Origin of the sequence: Dactylosporangium maewongense, assembly GCF_039531485.1 — a bacterium.
In the GTDB taxonomy this organism is placed as follows: Bacteria; Actinomycetota; Actinomycetes; order Mycobacteriales; family Micromonosporaceae; genus Dactylosporangium; species Dactylosporangium maewongense.
The window spans coordinates 1-13,958 of the sequence record NZ_BAAAQD010000054.1 but is presented as its reverse complement, the minus strand read 5'-3'; the positions used below and the strand labels follow the sequence as shown (position 1 = coordinate 13,958).

Sequence of the window (13,958 nt, the reverse complement as noted above, 5' to 3'; positions counted from 1 at the left end):
GTCACCTTTGCCTTGGCGGAAGCAGGAGATGGCGCGGGGAACAAACGCGCCCATGAGGTGCATCACAGTGTGGCGGCGCTTCCCCTGCACAGCTACGGCGTGCGAACCAACGTCCTTTGTTCCTGAGCACAAAGTCCGTACGGTGAACCGATGACGAGCGCGATCCCGCCGTCGTGGCCGTCCCGCCGTGGCATGCCGGACCTCGCCACCCTCGACGAGCCGACCCGCCGCACGATCGCCGCCGCCGTCGAGCTGCTGCGCGCCAGACAGGACGCCTTCGGCCACCGCTTCCTCAAACTCGCCCGCGCCCACCTGCCGGGCTACGACGTCCTCACCGACGAGGAGATCCGCGCCACCGCCCAACAGTTCATGGACACCCTGGTCTCAGAGCTGTCCTTCCTACGCGTCCCCGACGGCGCGCTGCGCGAACTGCTCAACAAGTTCGCCGTCGAACGCGGCGCGCGCGGCATCCCGCCGGAGGTCCTCGCCGCCGGGTATCAGATGGGCTCCCGCGAGATGCTCACCCTCCTCGACGAGGTCGGCCTCGAGGTGGGCCTGCCGATGGACCTGCTCCTCGCCGTGCACGACAGCACCTGGGAGTTCTCCAACGAGGCGTCGTCCGTCTTCGCCCGCGTCCAGCACGACCTGGCCCTGGAGCGCGCACACTTCGACGCCGAACGCCGCTCCACCTTCGCCGCCGGCGTCCTCAGCGGCACGTTCCCCGCCGAGCAGATCAACCGCGACGCCCACCTCTTCACCCTCGACCCCCGCGCCCGCTACGTGCCGCTCGCCGCCCGCGCCCCCGACCCCGCCGCCATCCGCCGCGCCGTCGCCTCGGCCCTGCGCACGCCCGCGGACCGGCTGCTGTTCGCCGAGATCGGCACGTGCCTGGGCTTCATCGCCCCCGGCCCGCCCGAGCACCTCACCGGCCACCTCGTGGCCGCGGGCCCGTCCGCGACGCTCGACCAGCTCCACGACGGCTTCCAGGAGGCGATCCTGGCGCTGACCACCGCCGAGCAGTTCCACCTCTCGGGGCTCGTCCGCCTCACCGACCTCGGCCCGCGCCCGCTCGTCCTGTCCGACACCCGCATCGCCGCCGGCCTGTCCGCCCGGCACATGCGCGCCCTGGACACCCCGGCCCGCGCCACCACCGACATCGAGGACACCACCCGCGTCTACCTCGAGTGCGACCAGCAGGTCCGCGAGGTCGCCCGCCGCCTCGCCGTCCACCAGAACACGGTCCGCTACCGCGTCCACCGCTTCCAGGAGCTGACCGGCCTCGACCTGCACCGCACCGAGGACCTCGTCACCGCCTGGTGGCTCCTCAACCGCCGCCGCCCGCGCCCCTCCTCGTGACCGCACCCCTCTACCGTCAGCCCTCCCCGGCCGCCACCACCTTCGGAGCCAACGGCACCCACCTCCAGGTGAACGCCGCCGCGGCAAGGCACGCGAACAGCCCCAACCCCACGGCGGCGAGACCCATCACCGGCGTGACGAGCGCGACGACGAGGCAGAACGTGAAGTAGCACGGCAGGCTGCGGACCAGGCCCCCGAGCGTGTGCACGCCCGCCGCCGCGCCGTCACGGGTCGCGGCGACCACGGTGAGCGTCGCGCACATCGTCGGGAAGGCCGCGATCGCGCCGGCGACGTCGGGCCCGGCGAGCCGGCTGCCGAGCACCGCGACCCCCACAACGACCGCCGCGCTGACGCAGGTGAGCGCCGTGCCCATCCAGTGCCGGAACTCTGCCCGGCGCGGCTGCCCGGCGGGCATCAGCCGCGGGCCGGCCACCAACGCGCCCACCGCGACCAGAAGCGCGAGCGCGTCCGGTACATGCTGAACAACCAGCGAGACGGCGACGTAGACCAGCGCGCCGCACCCGACACCGAGCGGGAGCCCGCGCCGCCGCAGCACCCAGGCGAACGCGACACTGAAGGCCACCTGCGCGGACACCTGCCGCGCCGCGCTCAAGGCCATCGCCGCGGCCGCGTGCGGCGTCGTGTCGACGGCGACGGCGACCACCGACACGGCGAACGCGACCGGCAGCGCCGCGATCCAGCCGGCCGCCGACGGGCCGAGCCGCCGCTCGATCAGCGCGGCTAGGGCCATGACGGCCGGGGCGAGGGCAAGAGAGACGAGCACCATCCCTCAACGGTCGCCGAGCAGACCGTTCGTGACCAGCGCACGTTCTTGACGAAAAACCGTGGAAGAATCCGAACGATGGAACTGCGACGGCTCCGCCTGCTGGACCAGCTCGCCCGGCTCGGCACGGTCGCCGCGGTCGCCGACGCGCTGTCCTACAGCCCGTCGAGCGTCTCGGTGCAGCTCGCTCAACTGGAACAGGAAGCGGGCGCCAAGCTGCTGCGCCGCGTCGGGCGCAACCTCGAACTCACCCCGGCCGGCCGCCGGCTGGCCTCCTACGCCGCGGACGCGCTCGCCGCCGACGAGGCAGTCCGCGCCGAACTGGCCACCATCGGCGACACCCCGGGCGGGCGCCTGCGCATGACCATCGTGCAGACGCCCGCGCTCGCGCTCCTGCCCGCAACGCTCGCCCGGCTCGCCGCCACCAACCCCGACCTGCAGGTCGAGGTCCACCAGCGGGAGACCGCACCGGCCCTGGACGAGCTGCGTTCCCGCGCCGTCGACCTCGTCGTCGGCATCGAATACGACCCGGTCCCGGTCGCCCGCCAGCGCGACATCGACCGGCGCGACCTGCTACGCGAAGACGTCCTCCTCGCCGTGCACCCGGCGCATCCGCTGGCCGCGCGCCCGCCGGTCGCCCTCGCCGCCTGTGAGGACGCCGCGTGGGCCACCGGTCACCGCGGCACCGGCCTGGACGCGGTCCTGCGCAACGTCTGCAACCGGCTCGCCGGCTTCGAACCCCGCATCCAGCACCGCAGCGACGACGGGCTCGTCCTCGGCGCCCTGGTCGCCTCCCAGCGGGCCGTCGCCCTCCTGCCCGCGCTGCTGACCGCGGCGCTCCCGCAGATCGCCGCCCACCCGCTCCGCGAGGAACGTCTCCAGCGGACCATCTTCACCGCGACCCGCGCCACGGCCGCCGGCGCTCCGGCCGTTCTCGCGGTGCAGCAGGCGCTGCGTGCCTCGGCCGCCGGCATCGCCCGCGACCGTCCGGACATCGAGGCCCTGCCCTGAGCGCCTCGCGGTTGCCTGCTGCGGCATGATCCCCGTTGGCGGGAATCTCCGCACCGTCCGGCTCGCCGGGCGCGTGGGGGTGGTCAGGTCGCCCTAGCCGTGGGCCTGACAGCGGCCGCCGCCGGTCGCCACGCCGCAGGGTGTGCCGCGCTTGGTGGGTGCGCCGCAGAGCACCGCCGGGTCGTGGACGTGGCACAGGCCGGACGGGCGGGCCGCGATCGGGCACGGCTTGCCCGACTTCGTCCGCGCCCGGCAGAGGACGCCGTCGGTCCTGGCCGGGGCAGCGGTGGCCCTGGTGGGAGCAGCGGTGGCGCGTGCGGGGCGGGACGCTGACGCCGGAGCGGCCGCCGGCACCGGCATTCCGGCCGCCTCCAGGGCCTCCCGCTGCCCGCGGGCAGCGAGCCGGTCCGCGCGCTCGTTCTCCACGTGGCCGGCGTGGCCCTTGACCCAGTGCCAGGCGACCTCGTGCCGGGCGACGGCGTCGTCGAGCTGCCGCCACAGGTCCTCGTTCTTCACCGGCTCGCCGGCGGCGGTCCGCCAGCCGTTGCGCTTCCACTTCGCGACCCACGACATGATGCCGTTGCGGACATACGTGCTGTCGGTGTGCAGGTCGACGACCGACGCGCGGGTCAGCGCCGTCAGCGCCCGGATCGGCGCGGTCAGCTCCATCCGGTTGTTCGTCGTCGGCGTGGCCTCGCCACCGCACAGCTCCTTCTCCACCGAGCCGTACCGCAGCAGCGCTCCCCACCCGCCGGGGCCCGGGTTGCCGCTGCAGGCCCCGTCGGTCCAGATCTCCACCCGCTCAGCCATCCTGAGAACCTACGTCACGAACCCGAGCCGATTTTGTCGTACCCGGCTGGCATGCTCGCTGCCATGACACCACTGCGAATCACCAAAGGCGACGCGACCAGCCCGCAGGCGAGCGGCCCGAAGATCATCGCCCACGTCTGCAACGACCAGGGGCACTGGGGCGCGGGATTCGTCCTCGCCGTGTCCCGCCGCTGGCCCGAGCCCGAGCGCGACTACCGCCGCTGGCATCGCGAACGCGCCGGCAACGACTTCGCCCTCGGTGCCGTCCGGGTCCTGGAGGTGCAGCCGTCGGTGTTCGTGGCCAACATGATCGGGCAGCACGGCATCAAGACGGGCAGCTCCGGTCCGCCGGTTCGTTATGAGGCGATCGGGCGGGCACTGACGGCGGTCGGTGACCGTGCGCTGGACCTCGGCGCGTCCGTCCACATGCCGAGGATCGGCTGCGGCCTGGCCGGCGGCCGGTGGGACAAGGTCGAGCCGCTGGTCGTCTCGGCGCTGTGCGAGCGCGATGTGCCCGTGACGGTCTATGACTTCTGATCTGCGTCGGCGGCTGATGTACGAGCCCGCTCGGCGCTCCTGACCGACGGCACCGCGCTTCGTCCGACGGCGAGGGCGGCTGGTCGCCGTGGCTTTGGGTGTGTGCGTGGCGACGCCCGCCCGTCATTGCCGCGGTGTGGTCGCCAGCGGCGCGGTCATGAACGGCACGACCACCACCGGCGCGGTGTGCATCTGGCCGGTGATGGCGGCTTCGGTTGCGGTGGCTGTCGAGGTTCCCCTCGGGGTCGGCTGTGACGTGATCGGGGCGGGCGTTGGTGCTGTTGCCAGCGGAGGAGGTGGAGCGAATGGGTCGGTGCCGTCGAGGAAGGCGGTCGCCTGAGCGGCGAGGGCCGGCGCGCCGATGGCCGTTGCCCAGCGGGCGATCTCGGTGGCGAGGGTGAGGGCGCCGGCTTCGTTGCCGGTGGCTCGGGTCGCGACGGCGAGGAGGAGTTGCTGCGACAGCGTGCCCGGGACGTTGCCGGCGGCGGCGCCCAGTTCCGTGGCGAGGCGCCAGCGGGTGAGGGCGGTCTCGGTGTCGCCGTGGTCGTGGTCGTGGCCGCCGAGGTGGCGCAGCGCCTCGCGGGCGAGGAGCGGGTCGGCGGCTCCTGCCTCCAGCGCGACGAGGTAGTGGGCGGGTGCGTTGTCCGGCTTGTCGAGGAGGTTGTCGCAGATGAGGCCCTGGTACATCTCGGCCCAGCCGTTGCGGACCGCGTCCGGCGCGGTGGTGGCGAGGGTGGCGGTGCGGTGGAGGAGCGCCGTGGCCGGCTCGCGGTCGGCCTGGTCGGTCATCAGCACGGTCCGGTACTCGGTCCGCACGCCGGCGAACGCGAGGTCCCACCGTCCCTCGTCGTCGAGTGAAGAAGCGTGCCGGGTGGCGATGGCGAGCCGTTGGGGGGCGGTGGTCGTACCGGCGAACCAATCCGACTCGACGGCCACCTGTGCCGAGGTGAGGGCCAGCAGCGGGTCTCCGGGCGGCGCCGAGTCGAGCAGGGCCGTTGCGTCCTGCCACCGGCCGGCGTGGGCGAGGGCGCGGGCGGCCGACGCGAGGACCTGCCGGGGAACTGCGATCTCGGTCATGACGGCGACAGTAGTAATCGAAAAAACTATCCTCAAGAAAACTACTTCGGGCGGCGGGAGCGGCGATGAAGGACGACGTCGAAGAGCACATCGAGGCGTGGGAGCGGGAGCTGCCGTGGCTCGATCCCGTCAAAGAGGCGATCTTCGTGCGGCTCTCGATCCTGGCCCGGCACACGCAGCAGTTACGCCGGGACACGCTGGCCGCGGACGGGCTGCCGCACTGGCAGTTCAAGATCCTTATGAAGCTGCGGAGGCTGGGTCCGCCGTACGCGACGAGCCCGTCACAGCTCGCCGACGTGCTCGGGCTGACCCGGGGCGCGCTGTCCGCGCGGCTCGCGCCGATGGAGGAGGCTGGGCTGATAGTCCGCACGAGCGACACGGCGGATCGGCGCCGGGTGCACGTACGGCTGACCGAGGCCGGCAGCGCCGCGTTCGAGCAGCAGGCGGGCCGCGAGGACCACGGCGAGTCGATCCTGCTGGAGGCGCTCACCGCCGACGAGCGGCAGACCCTCGCCGAGCTCCTCCGCCGCCTGGTCCTCGCTGCCGAAACCCGCCAGTCACAGCACTAGGCGCGCATCGTCGCGAGGAGTTTCCGGGCCGTCTCGTCGTGGCACATCGTGGAGCTGCGGAGCGTCCGCGCGAGGTCGCCGAACGACCACACCGACTCCGCGATCCGCTGCAACGCCGCCGGGTCGTCGCCGTGCAGCCACCAGGCGGACCCGCCGGCGTCGCCGGTGACCTGGATGAGGCCGTCGGGCATGCCCCAGTACCTCGTCGCGCCGGCCGACGTCGGCTCGCCGTGGCGGCGGGTCAGCTCCTGCCCGACCGCGTCCGGCACAGGCAGGTCGCGGGCGCGCAGCCACAGTTCGTTGCCGAACGGCAGGACCGGCTGGCGCTCCTCGGACGCGTCGTGGTCGGCGTCCGGACCCCAGAACGATGCCGGGCTGCCGGAGTCGTTGTAGTACGACACGAACCAGTCGAACAACCAGCCGCTGAACGGCTCCTCCTCGACGCTCCAGCCCTCACCGCGCGTGTGGTGGTGCAGCACCGGATCGTCGCCCGCCGGCTGGAAGTACACGTGATGCATCCGCATGACGTCGGCCTCGAAGCACACCTTCTCCTCACCCATCCCGGCGAGGACCTCGTCGAGCGTCCACAGCGTGGCGTCGCCGCTGAACTCGCGCCACAGGTCGGTGAAGGGCAGCGTCCAGGTGCCGCCGTCGGACAGCTCGAGGGAGACGTCGGTGGTGTAGAACTCGCGGACGGCCGCCGGCAGCGCCAGCCCGGTCCGCCGGCTCCATGCGTCGACCGCGGCCACGGCGGCGGCATCGGGAGCCGCCGTCGCGCACATCAGGTCGAGCGAGTCCTGGAGCCGCGAAAGTGTCATACCCAGATCCTATGGTTGACCTATGAGCCCTGCGCCACCGCTCGCTCCCGACGAGCTCGTCAGCGCCGCCGGCGAGCGTGATGTGCTGGAAACGTTCCTCGACCTGTATCGCGACATCGTCGTCCGCAAGGTCTCAGGCCTGTCCACAGTGGACGCTTCACGGCGGCTCGTGCCGTCCCGGACCACCTTAGCGGGGCTGGTGCTGCACCTCACCGATGTGGAGCGCGAGTGGTTCCACGGCGTGCTCGGCGGGGACCGCGCGGCGCCGAGCGACAACTGGGACGTGCCCGGCGACGCGAGCGTCGAGTCGCTCGTCGCCGACTACCGGGCGGCGTGCGCCACGTCGCGGGAGATCTGCGCCGGTTTCGCGCTCGACGACACGGTGCCGTCACCGCGCCTGGGCCGGGTTTCGCTGCGCTGGCTGTATGTCCATCTCATCGAGGAGACCGCACGGCACGCGGGCCACGCCGACATCCTCCGCGAGCAGACCGACGGCGCCACGGGCTTCGATGGATGACCCCGTATCACCGAGCAGACCCGCGCGCTACGGGCCGATTGAGAGGATGGTGGACATGACGGTTGACCTGTTCGCGGGCATCGCGGTGCGCGACCTGACAGCGGCGCGACGGTTCTACGAGCAGCTGCTCGGCGAGCCGCCCGCGTTCGAGCCGAACGACACGGAGGCCGTGTGGGAGCTGGCCGAGCACCGGTATCTGTACATCGAGCTCCTTCCAGAACGCGCCGGCCACGCGATGCACACGGTGTTCGTCGCCGACTTCGACGAGCGGCTGGCCCGAGCCGCCGAGCGCGGCCTCACCCCGACGAGAACGGAGACGTATGACAACGGCGTGAGAAAGGCCATCTACGCCGACCCCGACGGCAACGAGGTCAGCTTCGGCGGCGGCCCGCAGGAGACCCCCGCCCCCGAGGAGTCCTGATCCGCAGCAGGCTCCACGCACGGGACTTTTGATTCGCAGAAGGCTCCAATCGCGGAGTCCTAACTCGCAGAGCGCTTGGGCTGCGGAATTCTAACTCGCAGAGCGCTTGGACTGCGGAGGTCTGTTCGCGCGGGCCGCTTGGCAACAGGCGTCCGCTCAGCAGGCACCCATGCGACGGGCCAGAAGGTCGCCGGTAGCACAGAAGCGATCGGCAGCCTTCCGCGGGCACGGCCCCTGCCGGGCGGGCGCGCCGCAAGGCCGCGGCGAGCAGGGGCGTGGCGGCAGGGGCGCGGCGGGCAGGAGCGTGCTGGCGCGGACTCCCGGCGCGAGTTCACCGCCGAGCCGCGAGGCTGGCTGCCGCGGGCGTGGACTCCGCCCGAAGTTGCCGCCACGCCGCAAGGCGCGGCCTTCCTAGCATCAGGTCCGGCGCGAGTTCACCGCCGAGCCGCGAGGCTGGCTGCCGCGGGCGTGGACTCCGCCCGAAGTTGCCGCCACGCCGCGAGGCGCGGCCTTCCTTGCATCAGGTCCGGCGCGAGTACGCCGTGGGAGCGTGGCAGGCAAGGACGCGCGGGTGTGAACTCCGGCGAGTACGACCGGCCCGCCGACGCTGACCCCGGCAAGGCGCCGCACCCCGCGCCGGTGCCGCTCAGCGCAGCCGCCGACGGCGTGGAGCGTCTTCAACACCAGCGCCGCAACCCTCGCCAAATGACGCGCCGCCCATCCTCGCGATGAACACGCCGCTGGTCCATTACGTCGCCGCAGCAAGCACCACCACGGCGACGCTTGCGATTCGGCCGCGCGAGCGAATACGGCGACGGTGAGGAACCTCCACTTCCACCCCCACATGCAGACGTTGATCAATGCCCCAAATTGTCCTCAATTCGCCATCGACGTTGCGCAATCCACCTACATTTTGGAGATCAAATTGGGTGTAGATCGCGCAACGTCTCTGGAGCAAATGCCGCATTCAGGGGCATTGACCAGCCTCTGTGGCGGGCGGGTAGCGCCCTGGGTGCCGGAGGGTGCGAGCGCCAGGGGCGGGAGGAGGCCCGGCACCGGAGGCGGGTAGCGGGACGTCGAGCGAGTGCGGGTGGTTCGGGTGGGTTTGCCGTGAAGGCGTGGCGGCACGAGGGCTCGCATGAGTGCAGGACTTTGGATCGGGGTGGCGGTCGCTCTGCTCGCCGGGATCATCGGTGTCCCGTTGGCGCTCGGTGCGTTCCGTAATCGCGAACGCTGACTGCAGGCGTGCCGTACGGCCCGCCCGGAATCCGTCACGCCACCGCCGCTGCCACACCAACACCGTCGTCACACGGCAACCACCCGCCACGCGGCAACCGCCGTCACGCGCATCCGGCCGAAGCCGCCCCGCACGTAGCCGAAGCCGCCCCACCCATGACCGAAGCCGCCCCGCGGGCTTGCCCGTGGAGCAAGCACAGCGTCAGACGAGGCGGTGGCCGCCGTCGGCGTGGAGGACGGTGCCGGTGATGAAGGGGTTGTCGAGGAGGGACAGGAAGGCCTGGGCGATGTCGTCGGGGGTGCCTACGCGGCCGGTGGGGAGTTTGGCGGCCATGGCGGACAGGCGGTCGTGTTTCGCTGGGCCGGCGAGGGTGTCCCAGATGGGGGTGTCGACCCAGCCGGGTGAGACGACGTTGACGCGGATGGGGGCGAGTTCCAGGGCGAGTGAGCGGGCCAGGGATTCCAGGGCGCCGTTGGCGGTGGCGATCATCGAGGCGCCGGAGCCTGGGCGGTATGCGGCGATGCCCGACGTGAACGTGAGCGAGCCGCCGGGGCACAGGGCGGGAGCGAGGTGTTTGGCGACCAGCCAGGGGCCGAGGACCTTCGTGGCGAGGACCGCGGTGGCCGCGGTGAGCGTGAAGGAGGGCAGCGGCGCGTAGGCGCCCACCGCGTCGGCGGCCGTCACGACCACGTGGTCGAGGGTGTCGTCCGTGAGGGCGGCGACCTGCGATTCGACGCTGATGTCGGCCTGGACGCAGGTGACGGGGGACGCGAGGCGGGCGGCCGCGGCGGCGAGGCGGTCGGGGGAACGGCCCGCGATCGTCACGCGGCGGCCAGTGGACAGGAGTCGGGCGGCGAGGGCGAGGCCCATGCCGGAGCTGCCGCCGATCACCAGGACGTGCTGCTGTGTCATGACCAGCAGCCTGCCGCCGTTCGTACAAGGGCGGGAGGACCAGGTCAGGCCGGGCCCTCGCAGGGCCCCTCCCGGGAAGCAGACAACCGGCAGAATCAGACCGTGAGTCTCGGGGAGTTCCTGCGCAACCGGCGCGGCAGGGTCAGTCCGGCCGAGGCGGGGCTGCCCGCTGGGACCGGTCGGCGGCAGACGCCGGGGCTGCGGCGGGAGGAGCTGGCCGCGCTCGCGGGGGTGAGCGTCGACTACTACACGCGGCTGGAGCGGGGGCGGGACACAAACCCGGGCCGGTCGGTGCTCGACGCGCTGGCGAGCGTGCTGCGGCTCGACGACGACGAGCGGGCGCACCTGCACCGCCTGGCCGGTCCGGCGGACGACGTCAAGGAGTCGGGAAAGGAGGTCAGGCCGGCGCTGCGGGAGTTGCTGGAGACGGTGCGGCCGACTCCGGCGTACGTGCTGACGCAGACCAGCGATCTGCTCGCCGCCAACGAGGAGGGCGGGTCGCTGCTCCCAGGCCTGACAGTGCCGGGGAACCTGGTGACGTACGTGTTCACGCACCCGGCGGCCCGGGAGGTGTTCGTGTCGTGGCGGCGGATGGCGGAGGACTGCGTGGCGCACCTGCGCACGGTCGCCGACGGGCCGGAGCGTGCCGCGCTGGTCGCCGACCTGCAGCACCGCAGCGACGATTTCGCGGACCTGTGGGCGACCTATGACGTGCGGGTGAAGAGCGGCTCGCGGCGGGCGTTTCAACATGTACGGGCGGGGCGCCTGGAGCTGACGTCGGAGATCCTGACGGCCGTGGACGGGCAGCGTTTCGTCATGTTCCGGGCCGATCCGGGCAGCCCCGACCACGCCGCGCTCGAGCTGCTGACGCCACCCGGCGGCGCCGCGGAGAGCGCCACCGGGCAGCACGACTGAGCCGGGCAGCACTGACACCGGGCAGCACGACTGAAGCCGCTCAAGACAGAGCGAAGAGGGGCTACGACGCGTACCGCAGCAGGACGACGCCGTTGGTGAACGGGCGGGACTCGGTCAGGCGCAGGCGCAGCGAGGTGCCGGGGTGGAACAGCGGGTTGCCGGCGCCGATCACGGCCGGGTGCACGTAGATGCGGTACTCGTCGACGAGGCCGTGTCGCTGGAACGTGGTCAGCAGGTCAGGTCCGCCGACGAAGAGGTCGCCGGACGCGGCCGCCCTGAGCGCCTCGACCTCGGCGGGCACGACCTCGCGGACGATCGTGGTGTTCCACGACGCGGACTGCAGGGTGCGGGAGTAGACGACCTTCGGCAGGTCGCGCCAGATGCGGGCGTAGTCGGCGACGAACTTCGGCGCGTCGGGGTCCTCGTCGGCCGTCGGCCAGAAGCCGGCCATCAGCGAGTGCGTGCGCCGGCCGTTGAGCATGCCGCCGGCGGCGGCGATCTCCTCGTTGAAGTGGATGTGCAGCTCGTCGGAGATGTCCTGCCAGGCAAGACTGTGCTCGGTCGTCTCGAAGTAGCCGTCCAGCGACATCGACATCATGAAGATGATCTTGTTCACGAGGGTTCGTCCTTCCGGATGCAGGGACACTCCAATACTGACGACGGCGACACCCGCAACTCATCGGAAGGACGCAAAAACATGGCTTTGGTCGAGGCGAACATCTCGATGTCGGTGGACGGTTACGTCACCGGGCCGGACCTGGAGCAGCACCCGGGGCTCGGCGCGGGCGGCGACGCGCTGCACGCATGGGTCTGGACTGACGACGGCAGGCGCCTGCTCAAGGACACGTTCGGCGCGTCAGGTGCCGTGGTGACGAGCCGGCAGGTGTACGACATGACCGACGGCTGGGCAAGCGAGAACGGCCTCTACGGCATGCCGGTCTTCGTCGTCACCCACCGCCCGCAGGAGCCGGTGACCAGAGGCGAGACGGAGTTCACGTTCGTCGAGGGGGTCGAGGCGGCGATCCGCGCGGCGGCCACCGTCGCCCAGGAGCGGATGGTGCACATCATGGGCGGCGCGAGCATCATCCAGCAGGCGCTGCGAGCCGGCCTGGTCGACCGGCTCGCCATCCACGTTGCCCCGGTGCTGCTCGGCAGCGGCACGCCGCTGTTCGCACAGATCGCCGAGGCGTGCCCGGTGACGCTCATCCCGCTGGAGCAGCACCACACCGCCGTGGCCACCCATCTGACCTATCGCGTGGAGAAGCTCAACCAACCGGCACGTTGAGCAGATCGAGCAGCGACCGGCGGGAAGCGCCGAACCCCGGCGTGTCCACGGCCCGCGGGCGGGGCAGCGGCACCGGCCGGTCCTCGGCGATCCGGCCGCCGTCCAGGACCAGGACCCGGTCGGCGAGCAGCAGCGCCTCGTCCACGTCGTGCGTCACGAACAGCGCGGCGAAGCCATGCGTCGCCCGCAGGCGGCCGAAGAGGGTCTGCATCCGCAGGCGGGTGAGGGCGTCGAGCGCACCGAACGGCTCGTCGAGCAGGAGGAGGTCGGGTTCCCGTACGAGCGCCCGGGCGAACGCCACCCGCTGCGCCTGCCCGCCGGACAGCTCCGCGGGCCAGGCGTCGCGACGATCGGCGAGGCCGACCTCCTCAAGGGCGGCATCGACCCGCTCTCTGAGGGAGGGGCCGCGCACGCCGAGGGCGACGTTGGCCGCGACCCGCTTCCACGGCAGCAGCCGGTGCTCCTGAAACACGACGGCGGTGGCGCCGGTGGTGGACACGTCGCCGGTCGCCTCGCCGTCCAGGCCCGCGAGGATGCGCAGCAGCGTGCTCTTGCCGGAGCCGCTGCCGCCCAGCAGCGCGACGACCTCGCCGGCGGCGATGCTGATGTCGACCCCGTCGAGGACGACGGCGTCGCCGAAGGCCCGCCGGACCCCGGTCGCGGTCACCGGGCCCGCAGTCCGTGCCGCCATGCCAGCAACCTCCTCTCACCGAGGCGCAGCAGCAGGTCGGAGACCAGGCCGAGCAGCGCGTACGCGACGAGACCCAGCACGACGACGTCGGTCTGGCTGAACTCGCGGGCCTCCATCATCATGAACCCGAGCCCGCCCTGCCCGTTGACCTGCTCGCCGACGACGAGGCTGAGCCAGCCCGCGGCGAAGGCGAGCCGCACCCCGAGGAACAGCGACGGCAGCGCGCCGGGCACCACGACGTGCCAGACGCGCTCGAGGCTCGAGAGTCCGCAGGTGCGAGCGGCCTCCACGAGGCGTTCGTCGATGTTGCGGATGCCGGAGTACGTGTTGAGGTAGATGGGGAAGAACGCGCCGAGCGCCACGAGCGTCACCTTCAGGGACTCGCCGATGCCGACCCAGATGATGAGCAGCGGCACCAGCCCCAGGTGCGGCAGCATGCGGGCCATCTGCACGGTCGGGTCGACGAGGTCGTCGCCGAGCCGGACGAGCCCGGCCAGCGTGCCCAGCGCCAGGCCGAGCAGGCCGCCGACGAGCAGCCCGAGGACGGCCCGCTGGACGGAGTCGAGCAGGTAGTCGCCGAGGGTGCCTTCGAGCGCGAGCCGCCAGCCGGTCTCCAGCACCGCGCTCGGCGCGGGCAGCTTGTCCGGGTCGAGCAGCCCGCCGCGGACTCCGCCCTCCCACCCGGCGAGCAGGGCCAGCGGCGTCACCGCCCGCAGCCAGCGCCGGGCCGCGGGTCGGCGCCGAGGCGGCGCCTTGACCGCGGCCGGACGTTCGACGAGTGTCGTCATCGGATTCCTTCCGTGGATACTCCGGCCTTCAGGCCGGGGAGGAAACGGAACTCCGGCGGAGCAGGGCAGGGAAAGCCGATCCGCCGCCAAGGCGGATAGGCGTTTGCCCGGGTGTCACCGCAAGGTTCACCATCCAGGCCGTTATCGTGTGGGCCGTGTCCAGGGCTGTGAAGCGGGCGTTCAAGTACCGCTTCTACCCGACCCCCGGGCAGGCCGCCGAGCTTGCTCGG

Annotated in this window: 17 protein-coding genes; 9 read left to right on the top strand and 8 right to left on the bottom strand. The window is 72.1% G+C overall.

Translation table 11 applies throughout. From position 1 onward, the window contains the following. Positions 1-150: 150 nt before the first annotated feature. Positions 151-1,356, top strand: a complete 1,206-nt coding sequence (locus ABD332_RS57690) for a PucR family transcriptional regulator (RefSeq protein ID WP_344515290.1) — start codon at positions 151-153, stop codon at positions 1,354-1,356. 16 nt (positions 1,357-1,372) lie between these two features. Here the strand turns inward: ABD332_RS57690 and ABD332_RS57685 are convergent, their stop codons facing one another. Further along, positions 1,373-2,143: a hypothetical protein gene (locus ABD332_RS57685; protein WP_344515288.1), complete on the bottom strand. Its 771-nt coding sequence runs from the start codon at positions 2,141-2,143 to the stop codon at positions 1,373-1,375. Between the two features lie 75 nt (positions 2,144-2,218). On the opposite strand from ABD332_RS57685, the gene ABD332_RS57680 reads away from it, so the two are divergent. Then, positions 2,219-3,151, top strand: a complete 933-nt coding sequence (locus tag ABD332_RS57680; protein ID WP_344515286.1) for a LysR family transcriptional regulator — start codon at positions 2,219-2,221, stop codon at positions 3,149-3,151. 93 nt (positions 3,152-3,244) lie between these two features. Here the strand turns inward: ABD332_RS57680 and rnhA are convergent, their stop codons facing one another. Beyond that, positions 3,245-3,961 (bottom strand): ribonuclease HI, encoded by a 717-nt coding sequence (rnhA, locus tag ABD332_RS57675; protein ID WP_344515284.1) that lies wholly within the window; start codon positions 3,959-3,961, stop codon positions 3,245-3,247. Positions 3,962-4,024: 63 nt separating this feature from the next. On the opposite strand from rnhA, the gene ABD332_RS57670 reads away from it, so the two are divergent. Further along, positions 4,025-4,498 carry a macro domain-containing protein gene (locus tag ABD332_RS57670; RefSeq protein WP_344515282.1) on the top strand — a complete coding sequence of 158 codons (474 nt, stop codon included), beginning with the start codon at positions 4,025-4,027 and terminating at the stop codon, positions 4,496-4,498. A 123-nt stretch (positions 4,499-4,621) separates the two neighbouring features. On the opposite strand, the gene ABD332_RS57665 is transcribed toward ABD332_RS57670, so the two are convergent. After that, positions 4,622-5,575 (bottom strand): hypothetical protein, encoded by a 954-nt coding sequence (locus ABD332_RS57665; RefSeq protein WP_344515280.1) that lies wholly within the window; start codon positions 5,573-5,575, stop codon positions 4,622-4,624. Positions 5,576-5,640: 65 nt separating this feature from the next. On the opposite strand from ABD332_RS57665, the gene ABD332_RS57660 reads away from it, so the two are divergent. Then, positions 5,641-6,144, top strand: a complete 504-nt coding sequence (locus ABD332_RS57660; protein ID WP_344515279.1) for a MarR family winged helix-turn-helix transcriptional regulator — start codon at positions 5,641-5,643, stop codon at positions 6,142-6,144. On the opposite strand, the gene ABD332_RS57655 is transcribed toward ABD332_RS57660, so the two are convergent. Further along, complete coding sequence (locus tag ABD332_RS57655) at positions 6,141-6,962, bottom strand: hypothetical protein (protein ID WP_344515277.1); 822 nt, start codon at positions 6,960-6,962, stop codon at positions 6,141-6,143. The two genes, ABD332_RS57660 and ABD332_RS57655, sit on opposite strands and share 4 nt — an antisense overlap. A 22-nt stretch (positions 6,963-6,984) precedes the next feature. Between ABD332_RS57655 and ABD332_RS57650 the strand changes: the two genes are divergently transcribed. Both ABD332_RS57650 and ABD332_RS57645 read left to right on the top strand, forming a co-directional pair. Further along, on the top strand, positions 6,985-7,479 hold the full coding sequence (locus ABD332_RS57650; RefSeq protein ID WP_344515276.1) for a DinB family protein: 495 nt from the start codon (positions 6,985-6,987) through the stop codon (positions 7,477-7,479). 55 nt (positions 7,480-7,534) lie between these two features. Next, on the top strand, positions 7,535-7,900 hold the full coding sequence (locus tag ABD332_RS57645; RefSeq protein WP_344515275.1) for a VOC family protein: 366 nt from the start codon (positions 7,535-7,537) through the stop codon (positions 7,898-7,900). A gap of 1,438 nt (positions 7,901-9,338) precedes the next feature. On the opposite strand, the gene ABD332_RS57640 is transcribed toward ABD332_RS57645, so the two are convergent. Then, a complete protein-coding gene (locus ABD332_RS57640) occupies positions 9,339-10,049 on the bottom strand; it encodes an SDR family oxidoreductase (protein WP_344515274.1) in 711 nt (236 codons plus the stop codon). Between the two features lie 102 nt (positions 10,050-10,151). Between ABD332_RS57640 and ABD332_RS57635 the strand changes: the two genes are divergently transcribed. Continuing rightward, complete coding sequence (locus ABD332_RS57635) at positions 10,152-10,964, top strand: helix-turn-helix transcriptional regulator (RefSeq protein WP_344515272.1); 813 nt, start codon at positions 10,152-10,154, stop codon at positions 10,962-10,964. A gap of 61 nt (positions 10,965-11,025) precedes the next feature. Here the strand turns inward: ABD332_RS57635 and ABD332_RS57630 are convergent, their stop codons facing one another. After that, positions 11,026-11,580 (bottom strand): dihydrofolate reductase family protein, encoded by a 555-nt coding sequence (locus tag ABD332_RS57630; protein ID WP_344515270.1) that lies wholly within the window; start codon positions 11,578-11,580, stop codon positions 11,026-11,028. An 81-nt stretch (positions 11,581-11,661) separates the two neighbouring features. Here ABD332_RS57630 and ABD332_RS57625 point away from each other — a divergent pair, with 81 nt between their 5' ends. Next, positions 11,662-12,249: a dihydrofolate reductase family protein gene (locus ABD332_RS57625; protein WP_344515268.1), complete on the top strand. Its 588-nt coding sequence runs from the start codon at positions 11,662-11,664 to the stop codon at positions 12,247-12,249. Here the strand turns inward: ABD332_RS57625 and ABD332_RS57620 are convergent. Next, positions 12,230-12,940 carry an ABC transporter ATP-binding protein gene (locus ABD332_RS57620; RefSeq protein ID WP_344515267.1) on the bottom strand — a complete coding sequence of 237 codons (711 nt, stop codon included), beginning with the start codon at positions 12,938-12,940 and terminating at the stop codon, positions 12,230-12,232. The two genes, ABD332_RS57625 and ABD332_RS57620, sit on opposite strands and share 20 nt — an antisense overlap. Beyond that, positions 12,913-13,728, bottom strand: a complete 816-nt coding sequence (locus ABD332_RS57615) for an ABC transporter permease (protein WP_344515265.1) — start codon at positions 13,726-13,728, stop codon at positions 12,913-12,915. The genes ABD332_RS57620 and ABD332_RS57615 overlap by 28 nt, the downstream gene beginning before the upstream one ends. Between ABD332_RS57615 and ABD332_RS60380 the strand changes: the two genes are divergently transcribed. Then, positions 13,719-13,958, top strand: a 240-nt coding sequence (locus tag ABD332_RS60380) for a helix-turn-helix domain-containing protein (RefSeq protein ID WP_425552466.1), incomplete at its 3' end; no start/stop codon positions are given. The genes ABD332_RS57615 and ABD332_RS60380 overlap by 10 nt on opposite strands.

Coding starts and splice junctions, on each gene's coding strand:
- ABD332_RS57690 (WP_344515290.1), top strand. CDS start 151: ATGACGAGCGCGATCCCGCCGTCGTGGCCGTCCCGCCGTGGCATGCCG.
- ABD332_RS57685 (WP_344515288.1), bottom strand. CDS start 2,143: ATGGTGCTCGTCTCTCTTGCCCTCGCCCCGGCCGTCATGGCCCTAGCC.
- ABD332_RS57680 (WP_344515286.1), top strand. CDS start 2,219: ATGGAACTGCGACGGCTCCGCCTGCTGGACCAGCTCGCCCGGCTCGGC.
- rnhA (WP_344515284.1), bottom strand. CDS start 3,961: ATGGCTGAGCGGGTGGAGATCTGGACCGACGGGGCCTGCAGCGGCAAC.
- ABD332_RS57670 (WP_344515282.1), top strand. CDS start 4,025: ATGACACCACTGCGAATCACCAAAGGCGACGCGACCAGCCCGCAGGCG.
- ABD332_RS57665 (WP_344515280.1), bottom strand. CDS start 5,575: ATGACCGAGATCGCAGTTCCCCGGCAGGTCCTCGCGTCGGCCGCCCGC.
- ABD332_RS57660 (WP_344515279.1), top strand. CDS start 5,641: ATGAAGGACGACGTCGAAGAGCACATCGAGGCGTGGGAGCGGGAGCTG.
- ABD332_RS57655 (WP_344515277.1), bottom strand. CDS start 6,962: ATGACACTTTCGCGGCTCCAGGACTCGCTCGACCTGATGTGCGCGACG.
- ABD332_RS57650 (WP_344515276.1), top strand. CDS start 6,985: ATGAGCCCTGCGCCACCGCTCGCTCCCGACGAGCTCGTCAGCGCCGCC.
- ABD332_RS57645 (WP_344515275.1), top strand. CDS start 7,535: ATGACGGTTGACCTGTTCGCGGGCATCGCGGTGCGCGACCTGACAGCG.
- ABD332_RS57640 (WP_344515274.1), bottom strand. CDS start 10,049: ATGACACAGCAGCACGTCCTGGTGATCGGCGGCAGCTCCGGCATGGGC.
- ABD332_RS57625 (WP_344515268.1), top strand. CDS start 11,662: ATGGCTTTGGTCGAGGCGAACATCTCGATGTCGGTGGACGGTTACGTC.
- ABD332_RS57620 (WP_344515267.1), bottom strand. CDS start 12,940: ATGGCGGCACGGACTGCGGGCCCGGTGACCGCGACCGGGGTCCGGCGG.
- ABD332_RS57615 (WP_344515265.1), bottom strand. CDS start 13,728: ATGACGACACTCGTCGAACGTCCGGCCGCGGTCAAGGCGCCGCCTCGG.